Source organism: Limnochorda sp. LNt (genome assembly GCF_035593265.1).
Lineage (GTDB): Bacteria > Bacillota > Limnochordia > Limnochordales > Geochordaceae > Geochorda > Geochorda subterranea.
In genome coordinates, this window is sequence record NZ_CP141614.1 from 999,715 (window position 1) to 1,012,111 (window position 12,397).

Sequence of the window (12,397 nt, forward strand, 5' to 3'; positions counted from 1 at the left end):
GAGAAGACGGACGAGGGAGGCGATGAGGTACGATGCGGTGGCGATTGACCGCGTTGTTGCTCCTGGCAATGGCGGTCGCGGGGCTGCCGGCGGTGGCTGCGACATACGAGACGGCCATCTTCGAGGAGCCCACCACGCTCAACGTCTTCGCGGGTCTCGGCCCTCAGGCCACGGTCTGGAACTCGTACGTCACCTACGGCGTCTACTACTCGACCCTCTACGGCAACGCCGCTCCCACCTTCGCGTGGGTGCCGCAGCTGGCACGTGACGTGCCGACCCCCTTCCAGGAAGTGACCGAGAACGGCCAGACGCTGTACACGTCGGACGTGGAGATCCGGGGCGGCATCCGCTGGGCGGACGGCTCGTTGCTGACCGCCGACGACGTGGTCTTCACCTACCAGACGCTGCTGGCCTTCGACGCCAACAAGCTCGGCGGCAACTGGCCCTCCTATGCCAACCCGGACGTGCTGGCCCGGGTGGAGAAGCTCAACGACTACGCGGTGCGCTTCTACCTCAAGAAGCAGCCGGGTCTCGCGGACTGGCAGTACGGCATTCTGCAGGCCCCCATCGTGCAGAAGAAGACCTGGGAGCCCGTCGTGCAGCGGGCACTGGCCAGCGAGGACCCGGTCCGGACGCTGCAGGCCGCGGAGGTGACGCCGGATGCCATCGGCGCCTTCAAGTACGGCCGGTGGGAGCGGGGCGCCTTCTTCGAGAACGTGGCCAACCCTCTGAGCTCCTTCAAGGGTGAGGTCACCGAGTTCTACCCCAACGGGGCCGTGCGGATCACCAACTCGCGCACCAACTTCACGTGGGCGACGACGGACCCGGCGCCCGAGGGCCAGCCCGACCTTCGGGTCGAAGAGGGGCCTTACGTCGACAACGTCGTCTACCGCATCTATCAGAACCAGAACGCGGCCATCCTGGCACTGCTGCGAGGCGAGGTCTCCTACATCTTCAACTCGCTGGGGCTTCAGCGGGGCTTCGAGCAGCAGCTGCGGACCAACCCCAACGTCGAGATCATCCGCAACAATACCAACGGCTTCCGGTACCTCACCTTCAACATGCGTCGCGAGCCGTTCAACATCCCGGAGTTCCGCCAGGCGGTGGCGACGCTCATCGACCGAGAGTTCGTCACGCGCGACATCCTGCAGGGCGTGGCCTTCCCGCTGGCGACCGTCGTGCCGCCGGGCAACGAGTACTGGCACAACCCGGAGGTGACCGTCTGGGGTCAGGGGATGACCCGGGGCCAGCGGATCCAGGCTGCCGTGGAGCTGCTCAAGAAGGCCGGCTTCTCCTGGCGGCGGGAGCCTGTCGTGCGCGACGCGGCCGCGGATGACTACACGCCTGGCGAGGGCCTGATCATGCCCAACGGCCAGCCGGTGCAGCCCTTCGAGATGCTGGCGCCGGCCCCAGGCTACGACCCGTTGCGCGCGACCTTCGCGCTGTGGATCGAGCGCTGGGCACAAGAGATCGGTATCCCGCTGCGGGCCCGCCTGACCGACTTCAACACCATCTCCACCCGGGCCTATGACGAGCAGGACTTCGACATGTTCATGCTCGGCTGGAGCTTGGGCATCTACCCGGACCACATCTACTACTTCTTCCACTCCAGCCAGGCAGGCCTGGGCGGCTTCAACGCCGGCGGCTACAACAACCCCGAGTTCGACCGGGTGGCCGAGGCCCTGCTGGATGCTCAGACGCTGGAGGAGGCCCGCGAGCTGGCCTTCGAGGCCCAGGAGTACCTGGCGCGGGATGTGCCGTACGTCGTGCTGTTCGACACGCCCGTGATGGAGGCGTACCGCCGCGACCAGATCCAGTATCCGTACACCGAGGTACTGGGCGGCCTGCAGTACATCTACGGGCTGCCCTCGACGGTGAAGGCGATGAGATAGGGCGCATCACGCCTGCGGGGCCGCCCCGCATGCCGGGGCGGCCCCGCCGCGCCTTGCGGGGAGGCCAGGCATTTGCTCAGGTTCATCGGGATCCGGCTGGTGCAGGCCGTCGTCACCTTGCTGGTCTACATGACGGTCACCTACTTCATCCTCCAGGCCATGCCGGGCGACGTGACGGTCCTCTTCACCCAAAACCCCAGGATCACCGCCGAGGTGCGCCAGGAGCTGGCGAGGCGGCTGGGGCTGGACCAGCCCTGGTATTTGCAGTATCTCAACTACCTCAAGAACGTCTTCACCGGTAACCTGGGCGTCTCGTTCACGCAGTACCCGCGGCCCGTGTGGGACATCATCGTGGAGCGACTGCCTCGTACGGTCGTGCTCTTCTTCACGGCCAACGTGGTCTCGTTCTACATCGGCTTCCTGCTGGGGCGCTTCGTGGCGTGGCGCCGCGGCAGCCGCTTCGACTACGCCACGACGGCGGTGGGCGTCACCTTCTGGACCGCCTTCTATCCGCTGCTGGGCCTCATCATGATGTGGTTGTTCGCCTACTCGTTGGGGTGGCTGCCGCTCAATCAGTTCATCTCGCCCTCGGTCTGGCGTGACGCGCCCCTCTCCAGCAACGACGTCTTCACCCTGATGCTCGCCAACCTGGGTTTGTTCGTGCTGCTGTTGCTGGCCGGCCACGGTCTGGCGCTGCCCCGGATCGGCACGGTGAGCGGGCGGATCCTGACGGCGGCGGGGCTGTGGGGCGGGGGCGCGCTGGCCTCCGTGGCCTGGTGGTGGCAGTCGGGCCTGGCCCGCTACGCCCTCGACATCGTCTGGCACATGGTGCTGCCCGTGGCGACGCTGTCGCTCGTCAGCTTCGGCGGCACGATGCTGTTGATGCGCGACTCGATGCTGGAGACCATCCGCGAGGACTACGTCATGGCGGCCCGAGCCCGGGGGCTGCCGGAGCGGACCGTCCGGGACCGCTACGCGGCCCGCACGGCCATCCTGCCGGTCATCACCAGCTTTGCCCTCAACATCGGCTTCGTCGTCAGCGGTGGCATCGTGACGGAGACCGTCTTCTCGTGGCCGGGCATCGGCCTGACGCTACTCGAAGCGGCACGTCTTTACGACTACCCGCTGGCGACCGGCGCCTTCGCCTTCACCGGCATATTCGTGGTCTTGGCACACATCGTGGCCGACGTCTTGCACGCCCTGATGGACCCGCGCCTGCGCATCGTGGGCGGCGAGGTCACGGCCGCAGAGTAAGGGTGGACCGAGAGGCGTCATGGCACGCGCAGCGATTCCCGCAGGACCGGGCGCCGTCCCCGTCAACCTCTGGCAGATCCGGTGGAGGCTGTGGCGGCGCGGCTTCCTCGAGAACTTCCAGGTCTTCTGGGCGAGCCGCATCGGGCCGCTGGGCCTGGGGATCATCATCTTCTTCGCGCTCTTCGCCCTGGCCCATCCCATCTTGATGGCGACGGTCTGGCCGGCCTCCGTCTACGATCCGGTGGTGGGCTACGATCCGATGATCCTGCACCCGTCGCCACCGACGCGGGGCCATCTGCTGGGCACCGACCCGTACGGGCGCGACATCCTGAGCCAGCTGATGTACAGCACGCGGTGGGAGTTCGTGCTGGGCGTGATCTCGGCGGCCATCAGCGTGGTCATCGGCACCACGGTGGGCACGGTGGCCGCCTACTTCGGGGGATGGGTCGACACCCTGTTCATGCGGCTGGCGGACCTGTTGCTGCTCTTCCCCTTCATCGCGTTCTTGCTCGTGCTGGGCGCGCTCTTCGAGATCGACCTGTTCGACCTGGCCATCATCATCGGCCTCCTGTCGGGCTTCGGCGGCATCACCATCATCATCCGCGCCCAGGCGCTCTCGGTCGCGGTGCGCCCCTACGTGGAGGCAGCGCGCCTGGCCGGGGGGAGCCCCTGGTGGGTCATCCGCAAGCACATCATCCCCAACGTGATGCCGCTCTCCTTCCTCTACATGATGTTCAACGTCACCAGCGCCATCCTGTCGGAGGCCACGCTCTCCTTCTTCGGGCTGCTCAACGTGCGCAGCAGCTGGGGGCTGATGATCAACACCGCGGAGAGCGCCGGCTACCTGTTGATGTTCGACCAGTACTGGTGGTTGTGGCTGCCGGCCGGGCTCGCCATCACGCTGTTGTGCGCGGCGTTCTACCTGGTGGGCCGAGGGCTCGACGAGGTCGTCAACCCGCGGCTGCGGAAGAGGTGAAGCGGATTGCCCCTCCTCAAGATCCAGGATCTCGAGATGCAGTACACCACCCGGCGGGGGCCCATCCGCGCCGTCGTCGATGCCAATCTGGCGCTGGAGCCCGGCGAGTCGCTGGGGATCGTGGGGGAGTCGGGCTCGGGCAAGACCTCGCTGGCCATCTCCATCATGAAGCTCCTGCCCGACAACGCCCGCATCACCCGGGGGCACATCTACCTGGACGGGCAGGATCTGGTGCCGCTCCCCGAACACCGGATGCGCCGGGTCCGCTGGCAGAAGGTGTCGATGATCTTCCAGGCCGCGATGAACTCGTGGAACCCGGTCTACACCGTGGGCGACCAGATCGTGGAGGTCATCCAGAACCACGAGCCCAAGGTGAGCCGGCAGCAGGCGCGCGAACGCATCGCGGAGCTCTTCCACATGGTGGGGCTGTCCCCGGAGCGCATGGATCACTATCCGCACGAGTACAGCGGCGGCATGAAGCAGCGGGCCGTCATCGCCATGGCCCTGGCCTGCCAGCCTCGCCTGGTCATCGCCGACGAGCCCACGACGGCCCTCGACGTCATCGTACAGGAGCGCATCCTGCAGCAGCTCGACGGCATCCGCCGGCGGCTGGGCATGACGATGATCTACATCTCCCACGACGTGGCCGTCATCGCCGAGGTGAGCGACCGGGTGGCGGTGATGTACGCAGGGCGCATCGTCGAGGTGGGGCGGGCCACCGAGATCTTCAAGCGCCCGCGCCATCCGTACACCGGTGGCCTCATGGCGTCGTTCCCCAGTCTGACGGGCCCCAAACGAGCCCTGGTCACCATCCCCGGGGAGCCTCCCAACCTGCTGGCACCGCCCGCTGGCTGCGCCTTCCACCCGCGCTGCCCGTACGCCACCGAGCGCTGCCGGATCGAGGTGCCACCGCTGGAGGCGGCGCCGGGTGACGGCAGCGGGCACCGGGTGGCCTGCTGGCACCCATTGAGCGGGCAGGACGTGCGGGCCGACTTCGAGGCCCGGGCGGCTGCGGCGGCCAGCGCAGGGGGGGTGGGGCGATGAGCGCGTTGACCGGGACGGCGCCGACAGCGCAGGCGGTCGAGACGCTGGTCGAGGTCGAGGATCTGCGCAAGCTCTATCCGGTGCGATCGGGCTGGCTGCGGCGCGCGCGGCTCTTCGTGCACGCCGTCGACGGCGTCAGCTTCCAGATCCGGGAGCGCGAGGTCTTCGGGCTGGTCGGCGAGTCCGGCTGCGGCAAGACCACCACGGGCCGGCTGCTGCTGCGGGCCACGCTGCCGACCTCGGGACGCGTGGTGATGGACGGTGTCGACGTCGCACGGCTCCAAGGCCCCGAGCTGGTCGCCTTTCGGCGGCATGCCCAGATGATCTTCCAGGACCCCTACGAGTCGCTCAACCCGCGCATGACCATCTTCGACATCCTCTCGGAGCCGTTGGCGGTCCACGGCATCGGCAACCTGGCCGAGCGGGAGCGCCGGGTGGCGGAGATGCTGGAGCGGGTGGGACTGACGCCGCCATCGGCCTTCGAGTTCCGGTTTCCTCACGAGCTGTCGGGGGGGCAGCGCCAGCGGGTCTCCATCGCCCGGGCTCTGATCCTGCAGCCCCGCTTCGTGGTGGCCGACGAGCCTACCTCCATGCTGGACGTCTCCATCCGGTCGGGCATCATGAAGCTGCTCCTCGACCTCAAGGAGCAGCTGGGCATGACCTACCTCTACATCACCCACGATCTCGCGGTGGCCCGGTACCTGTGCGACCGCGTCGCGGTCATGTATCTGGGCAAGATCGTGGAGCTGGGCCCGGCCGAGGAGGTGATCCGGCATCCCATCCACCCCTACACCAAGGCCCTGGTGGCCGCCAACCCGGTGCCGGATCCCGAGGCGCCCAAGGCACCCATCGAGATCAGGGGCGGGGTGAGCAAGCCGGTCAATCCGCCGGCTCGTTGCCGGTTCTACGAGCGGTGCCCCATCGCGACGGAGCGGTGCAGGCAGCAGGACCACCCGCCTCTGGAGGAGAAGGCCCCGGGTCACTGGACGGCCTGCTACGAGGTTTAGGGGGGAGACGCCGGTGGCGACCGAGACGACTACGGATCGCCGCACGAGCGCCGCCTCGGCCGATGCCGCGGCCAGGGCCAACGGCCAGGCGCCGCTTCTGGACGTGCGCAACCTCAAGACGTACTTCTTCACCGAAGACGGAGTCATGCCCGCCGTCGACGGGGTCACCTTCTCCCTGAGACGGGGCGGCACGCTCGGCATCCTCGGCGAGTCGGGGTGCGGCAAGAGCGTGACGTCGCTCTCCATCATGCGCCTGGTCCCGCAGCCGCCGGGCCGGATCGTGGGGGGCGAGGTGATCTTCGAGGGGGAGGACCTGCTTCGCAAGAAGGAGTCGGAGATGCGCCGCATCCGCGGCAAGGAGATCGCCATGATCTTCCAGGAGCCGATGACCTCCCTCAACCCCGTCTTCACCGTGGGCAACCAGATCATGGAGGCCATCATGCTCCACCAGCGGGTCTCCAAGGCGGAGGCCCGTCGACAGGCCATCGAGATGCTGCGTCTGGTGGGCATCCCGTCGCCCGAGCGGCGGGTCGACGACTACCCCCACCAGATGAGCGGCGGCATGCGCCAGCGGGTCATGATCGCCATGGCGCTCTCCTGCAATCCCAAGCTCCTCATCGCCGACGAGCCGACCACAGCGCTGGACGTCACCATCCAGGCCCAGATCCTGGACCTGATGCGGGATCTCCAGCGACGGCTGGGGACCGCGGTCATGCTCATCACCCACAACATGGGGGTCATCGCCGAGCTGGTCGAGCACGTGGTGGTGATGTACGCCGGCAAGATCGTGGAGTCGGCCGACGTCCGCTCCATCTTCGCCATGCCGCGCCATCCCTACACCGTCGGCCTGCTCGAGTCGGTGCCCAAGCTCCACGAGACCCGTCAACGGCTCAAGGCCATCGAGGGCGTCGTCCCGAGTCCCTACAACATGCCCAAGGGATGCCGCTTCCATCCCCGCTGCGAGCTGGCGCGGGAGATCTGCAAGCAGCTGGAGCCTCCCATGATGCAGGTGGGGCCCACTCAGCGGGTGGCCTGCTGGCAGTACACCAACTTCGAGCCGGTGGAGATGCCCGCACCGGGCGAGGCGGTGCCGCTGTGGAAGGCGGCCGCGCCGGGGGCCGGTACGGCGGGCGGGCCGGCCACTGCGACGCGCGGGGGGCAAGGAGTGTGACGTCGGTGGCAAGCAGCCCTGTCAAGAGCGACAGCCAGGTCCGGGGTCCGTCGAGCCGCGACGACGTGCTCCTGGAGGTGCGCGGCCTCGTCAAGCACTTCCCCATCAGTCGCGGCGTCATCTTCTCGCGGCAGGTCGGCGCCGTGCGCGCGGTCGACGGCATCGACTTCCACATCCGCCGGGGCGAGACCCTGGGGCTGGTGGGCGAGAGCGGCTGCGGCAAGTCGACCACCGGTCGTCTGGTGCTGCGGCTGCTGGAGCCCACCCGGGGCGAGGTGCTCTTCGAGGGCCAAAACATCTTCACGCTGGGTCGCGAGCAGATGCGCCGCCTGCGTCGCCAGATGCAGATCATCTTCCAGGACCCCTATGCCTCGCTCAATCCCCGGATGACGGTGGGCGACATCATCGGCGAGCCCCTGGTCATCCACGGGTTGGCCAGGGGGCCGGCCAAGGAGAGGCGGGTCAAGGAGCTGCTGGAGGTGGTAGGGTTGTCGGGCATGCACGCCCGGCGCTACCCCCACGAGTTCAGCGGCGGACAGCGGCAGCGCATCGGCATCGCCCGTGCCCTGGCCGTCAACCCCAAGCTCATCGTGGCCGACGAGCCGGTCTCGGCCCTGGACGTCTCCATCCAGGCCCAGGTCATCAATCTGCTGCAAGACCTGCAGAAGGAGTACGGGCTGACGTACCTCTTCATCGCCCACGACCTGTCGGTCGTCAAGCACATCTCCAGCCGCGTGGCCGTCATGTACCTGGGCAAGATCGTGGAGCTGGCCGACAAGCACCGCCTCTTCAGCGACCCGCTTCACCCCTACACGCAGGCGCTCATGTCGGCCATCCCCATCCCGGACCCGACGGTCCGGCGTGAGCGGATCATCCTGCAGGGTGACGTGCCGAGCCCGGTCAACCCCCCCAAGGGATGCCGGTTCCACACGCGCTGCCCGCTGGCAGAGGAGATTTGCAAGGTCAAGGAGCCGGAGTTCATCGACGTCGGCGACGGCCACTACGTGGCCTGCCACCTGGTGAAGCCGGGTGATGTGCGCACCCGCGACCTGGCGCGCCGGGTGGCTGCCGTCCAGCGGCAGCCCCAGCAGGTGGCATGAGGGCGGCTCCGAGGGCCAATGCGCTGTCCGTCGTGCGGCCAGGAGATCCTGCTCGCCGAGCGGTGCCCGTACTGCCGCCAGCCCGTGGATGTCCGAGGGAGCGGCCCCGAGCGGCAGGACGCCCCCAAGGCCGCGGCGAGCGATGTGACGGGGCGCTTCGTCGGGCCCCTCTCGGGGGGACCGTCGGCCGAGGCTCAGGAGGTGGGGCGCGCCCCGGGGCGGCTCTCGGTCGTGGAGTGGGTGCGGCGGTTGGTCCACTACGTGCGGGATCCGGGCGTGTCGGGGTGGAAGCGAGGCCTCGTGGCGGCGGGGCTGCTGTACGTGCTGCTTCCCCTCGACTTGCTGCCGTCGCTGGTGTTGCCCGGCATCGGGTGGCTCGACGACCTGGCGGTGGTCTGGTTGGGGCTGTCGCTGCTGCAGCGGGAGCTGGCGGCCTACGTGCCGGGGCGTCGGCGGAGCCGCTGAGGCCGGTCCCACCGGCTTGACGGCGAGGCTTGCGGGTCACTATAATCGGCTCCGGCGGCTCCGGCCGTCGCGGTGCCCGGGTGGCGGAATTGGCAGACGCGCACGTTTGAGGGGCGTGTGGGTAACCACTCCCATCCGGGTTCAAGTCCCGGCCCGGGCACCACTCACCACCAACCTCCCGGATGCTTCCTACGGGAATTCGTGTCCCGTGAATCCTGTTCACGCCGCTTAGGCGGAAGTTCAGGGGCTGGCAGCGGGTGAGACCCGCATAGCGGTGAGCATTCAAACAGGTTGAACGCGTGCCAATGTAGCCAAGAGTATGGCCCTAACGTATTGCCTTGGAAGTTGTCATGTGCTACCATTGAGCCATGAGACGCGTATCCAGTGCCATGCACATCGAGACCATCCGCCGCCGGCAGGGCGACAAGGTCTACACCTACCACCTGCTGCGCCAGACCTACCGGGAAGGCGGCAAGGTGAAGCATCGGACCCTCGCCAACCTCTCCCACCTGCCGGAAGCCGTCCTGGAGCTGGTCCGGCGAGCCCTGCGGGGCGAGCCGGTGGCGCCGGTGCCGCAGACGGTGAAGATCCGCCAGTCCCGCCAGCACGGGGCCGTCGCCGCCGTCGTGGGCACCATCCGCCAGCTGGGCCTCGACCAGGTGCTCTACTCTCGCTCGGCCGACTGGGTGCGCGTGGCCCTGGCCGTCGTCGTCATGCGCATCCTGCGGCCCTCCTCCAAGCTGGGCGGGACCCTGTGGTGGACGACCACCACGTTGCCGCAGCTTCTGCGGTTGCCCCACAACGGCGAGGACGTCAACGACGTCTACCGGGCCATGGACGAGTTGCTGGCCCGCCAGGCGGCCATCGAGGCCAAGCTGGCGCGCCGGCACCTGACGCCCAACGCCATGGTGCTCTACGACTTGACCAGCGTGTACCTGGAGGGCAAGACCTGCCCGTTGGCCCGCTTCGGGTACAACCGGGACAAGAAGCGGGGCAAGAAGCAGTTCTGCGTGGGGCTGCTCACCAACGACGAGGGGTGTCCCGTGGCCGTGGAGGTGTTCCCCGGCGACGTGGGGGATCCCGAGACGCTGCGGGCCCAGATCGCCCGGGTCCGGGCTCGGTTCGGCATCGAGTACGTCGTGTTCGTCGGCGACCGGGGCATGATCGTCAAGGCCCGATTGAGCGACTTGGAGGCGGTGGGCTTCGGGTGGATCACGGCCCTGCGGGCGCCGGAGATCCAGAAGCTGCGGGATGAGGGGTTCTTTCAGCCGGGCCTGTTCGACCGGCGGGACCTGGCAGAGATCGCCGACCCCGAGCGGCCCGGGGAGCGGCTGGTGGTCTGCTACAATCCGCTGGTGGCCGAGGAGCGCCGGCAAAAGCGCGAGGCGCTGCTTTCGGCCACGGAGCGGGAGCTGGCCAAAATCGAAGCCCGGGTGCGCCGTCGCCGCCGCAAGCCCATGACGGCGGACGAGATCGGCGTGGCCGTGGGGAAGGTCCTGGGCCGCTGGAAGGTGGGCAAGCACTTCCAGCTGGAGATCCGCGACGGCCACTTCGCCTTCCGGCGCAAGGAGGCCTCCATCGCCCGGGAGGCGGAGCTGGACGGGTTTTACGTGCTGCGCACCAACGTGCCGGCCGACCGGATGGAGCCGGCCAAGGTGCAGGCCACGTACAAGTCGCTGCGGGCCCTGGAGCAAAACTTCCGCACGATGAAAAGCGCCCTGGACCTGCGTCCGGTCTACCATCGGCTGGAGGACCGGGTGCGGGCCCACGCCTTTTTGTGCATGCTGGCGTTGTACGTGCGCTGGCACATGGAGCGGGCGCTTGAGCCCCTGCTGGCGGAGGACCCTCGTCAGTCCTTCGAAGGGCTGATGATGCAGCTGGAGACGCTGCAGCGCCACACGGTCGAGGTGGCCGGTCAGGAAATCCAGATGCTCGGCGAGCCCGAGCCGCTGCACCAGCGGATCTTCCAGTTGCTGGGGGTTCCCCTGGCGTAGCCAGAAGCCTGAACGCTTGAATCCCACTCCGTTGGCGTCATTGCCGTGATTTGAGGGATATCGGGCTTGCTGAACTTCCGCTTAGGCGTACCGAGCTGGAATGACGATGCCGTAGCCAGTCATGGCGAGCGGGCGCGCGGGTCCTGCCAATGGAGGCCAGCAACCAGTCGTCAATTGCACGACATCCGGGCTTCGTACGCGCCGCCAATCGTCGAGGGTCATGGTGCGGAAGACCTCCAGAAAGACATCGCGACACCCCTGCAGGCGCGCCAGGCGGTCGTGCGCCTAGGCGATGGCGTCGGCATACCCTTGGGCTGGAGATCCCGCTGGTGGCCTTCGTCGTGCGGTAGGGCTATCGCATGGTGGTCTTGCACGGGGCAACCCGCCGGAGCCGGGAGGGGCGGTTCGAGCGGCCCCTCCCGGTCGACACACCTCAGCTCTTGCGCACGAACTCGGCCTGGACGTTGACCCGCACCTCGTCGCTGACGACCACGCCGCCGGCCTCGAGGATCGCGTTCCAGTTGAGGCCCCAATCCTTGCGGTTAAGGCGGGTCTCGCCGCTGAAGCCCACCCGCTCGTTGCCCCAGGGGTCCTTGACCCGGCCCTCGAAGGTGACGTCCACCGTCACCTCGCGGGTGACGCCCCGCATGGTGAGGTCGCCCGTCACCTTGTACCGGCCCTCCCCCACCGGCTCGATCCGCCGGCTCTTGAAGTCGAGGGTCGGATGGTGCTCGGCGTCGAAGAAGTCTGCGGACCTCAGGTGCTGATCTCGCTGCGGCTCGGCCGTGTCGATGGAGTCGACATCGATGGAGAGCTCCACCGACGCTTGATCGGGACGGTCAGGGCTGCCCACCAGCTTGCCCGTCATCTTGCGAAAGCGGCCCCGGACCGTGGAGATCATCATGTGCCGCACGGCGAAGTCGGCCTGGCTGTGAGCGGGATCGATCTCCCATACCTCCGTGCCGGCCGCGGTCTGGGACGTCGAGATTGCCTCGGACACGTCGGTCAACCTCCCTCGATGGTCTGGGCGCTCGGGGTCAGGATGCTCGCCGGGGCGGCTCAGTCGCCGCTCGGATCCGGGCCGGCCAGGCCATCGACCGCGGCGGGCGCATAGTGCCGCAGGACGTCCCACCGCAGGCGATAGAAGCGGTGTGCGCCCTCCCGGCGCACCTCGATGAGTTCGCAGTCCTGCAAGATGCGCGTGTGATGGGAGAGAGTCGGCCGTGACAGCCCCAGCGTCTCGGCCAGCTCCGCGCACCCCATCTCATCGCGGCGGGCCAGCAGGCGGATCATGCGGAGCCGGGTCTCGTCACCCAGCGCCCGGTAGATCCGCAGGGCGTGCCTGGCAGCCAGATCCGATGCGGTCACCTCGCCAGCCCTTTCGATATTTTGACAAGCATCGAAACCCAACGCGTTACCCTTACCAATACCATGCGTCTCCCGACGTGTCAACGCGGACCCGGCGCCGGGTGCCGGACGACCACTCGGCCACAC

General features: G+C 68.0%; 11 protein-coding genes and 1 tRNA gene. 10 read left to right on the plus strand and 2 right to left on the minus strand.

Features of this window, described 5'->3' with window-relative positions; translation table 11 throughout:
- Nucleotides 1-32 precede the first annotated feature (32 nt).
- From VLY81_RS04675 to VLY81_RS04720, 10 genes are all read left to right on the plus strand, one after another.
- Nucleotides 33-1,892, plus strand: coding sequence for an ABC transporter substrate-binding protein (locus VLY81_RS04675; protein ID WP_324669865.1), 1,860 nt, complete (start codon nucleotides 33-35; stop codon nucleotides 1,890-1,892).
- 72 nt (nucleotides 1,893-1,964) lie between these two features.
- Complete coding sequence (locus VLY81_RS04680) at nucleotides 1,965-3,146, plus strand: ABC transporter permease (protein ID WP_324669866.1); 1,182 nt, start codon at nucleotides 1,965-1,967, stop codon at nucleotides 3,144-3,146.
- 19 nt (nucleotides 3,147-3,165) lie between these two features.
- Nucleotides 3,166-4,122, plus strand: coding sequence for an ABC transporter permease (locus VLY81_RS04685; RefSeq protein ID WP_324669867.1), 957 nt, complete (start codon nucleotides 3,166-3,168; stop codon nucleotides 4,120-4,122).
- 6 nt (nucleotides 4,123-4,128) lie between these two features.
- Nucleotides 4,129-5,166, plus strand: a complete 1,038-nt coding sequence (locus tag VLY81_RS04690; RefSeq protein WP_324669868.1) for an ABC transporter ATP-binding protein — start codon at nucleotides 4,129-4,131, stop codon at nucleotides 5,164-5,166.
- Entirely contained in the window at nucleotides 5,163-6,173 is a 1,011-nt protein-coding gene (locus VLY81_RS04695; protein WP_324669869.1) for an ABC transporter ATP-binding protein, read from the plus strand. Before VLY81_RS04690 ends, VLY81_RS04695 begins: the two co-directional genes overlap by 4 nt.
- 145 nt (nucleotides 6,174-6,318) lie before the next feature.
- Nucleotides 6,319-7,344 carry an ABC transporter ATP-binding protein gene (locus VLY81_RS04700; protein ID WP_405001330.1) on the plus strand — a complete coding sequence of 342 codons (1,026 nt, stop codon included), beginning with the start codon at nucleotides 6,319-6,321 and terminating at the stop codon, nucleotides 7,342-7,344.
- Nucleotides 7,345-7,349: 5 nt separating this feature from the next.
- Nucleotides 7,350-8,444 (plus strand): ABC transporter ATP-binding protein, encoded by a 1,095-nt coding sequence (locus VLY81_RS04705; protein WP_324669871.1) that lies wholly within the window; start codon nucleotides 7,350-7,352, stop codon nucleotides 8,442-8,444.
- 18 nt (nucleotides 8,445-8,462) lie between these two features.
- Complete coding sequence (locus tag VLY81_RS04710) at nucleotides 8,463-8,909, plus strand: TFIIB-type zinc ribbon-containing protein (RefSeq protein WP_324669872.1); 447 nt, start codon at nucleotides 8,463-8,465, stop codon at nucleotides 8,907-8,909.
- A gap of 74 nt (nucleotides 8,910-8,983) precedes the next feature.
- Nucleotides 8,984-9,072: transfer RNA gene (locus VLY81_RS04715), tRNA-Leu, on the plus strand.
- Between the two features lie 205 nt (nucleotides 9,073-9,277).
- A complete protein-coding gene (locus VLY81_RS04720; protein ID WP_324669873.1) occupies nucleotides 9,278-10,903 on the plus strand; it encodes an IS1634 family transposase in 1,626 nt (541 codons plus the stop codon).
- Between the two features lie 433 nt (nucleotides 10,904-11,336).
- On the opposite strand, the gene VLY81_RS04725 is transcribed toward VLY81_RS04720, so the two are convergent.
- Complete coding sequence (locus VLY81_RS04725) at nucleotides 11,337-11,903, minus strand: YceI family protein (protein ID WP_324669874.1); 567 nt, start codon at nucleotides 11,901-11,903, stop codon at nucleotides 11,337-11,339.
- A gap of 59 nt (nucleotides 11,904-11,962) precedes the next feature.
- Nucleotides 11,963-12,271: an ArsR/SmtB family transcription factor gene (locus VLY81_RS04730; protein WP_324669875.1), complete on the minus strand. Its 309-nt coding sequence runs from the start codon at nucleotides 12,269-12,271 to the stop codon at nucleotides 11,963-11,965.
- Between the last annotated feature and the right edge of the window lie 126 nt (nucleotides 12,272-12,397).

What these genes read in the sequence shown, in the direction of transcription:
- VLY81_RS04675 (WP_324669865.1), top strand. Translation starts at nt 33, where the DNA reads ATGCGGTGGCGATTGACCGCGTTGTTGCTCCTGGCAATGGCGGTCGCG.
- VLY81_RS04685 (WP_324669867.1), top strand. Translation starts at nt 3,166, where the DNA reads ATGGCACGCGCAGCGATTCCCGCAGGACCGGGCGCCGTCCCCGTCAAC.
- VLY81_RS04695 (WP_324669869.1), top strand. Translation starts at nt 5,163, where the DNA reads ATGAGCGCGTTGACCGGGACGGCGCCGACAGCGCAGGCGGTCGAGACG.
- VLY81_RS04700 (WP_405001330.1), top strand. Translation starts at nt 6,319, where the DNA reads ATGCCCGCCGTCGACGGGGTCACCTTCTCCCTGAGACGGGGCGGCACG.
- VLY81_RS04710 (WP_324669872.1), top strand. Translation starts at nt 8,463, where the DNA reads ATGCGCTGTCCGTCGTGCGGCCAGGAGATCCTGCTCGCCGAGCGGTGC.
- VLY81_RS04720 (WP_324669873.1), top strand. Translation starts at nt 9,278, where the DNA reads ATGAGACGCGTATCCAGTGCCATGCACATCGAGACCATCCGCCGCCGG.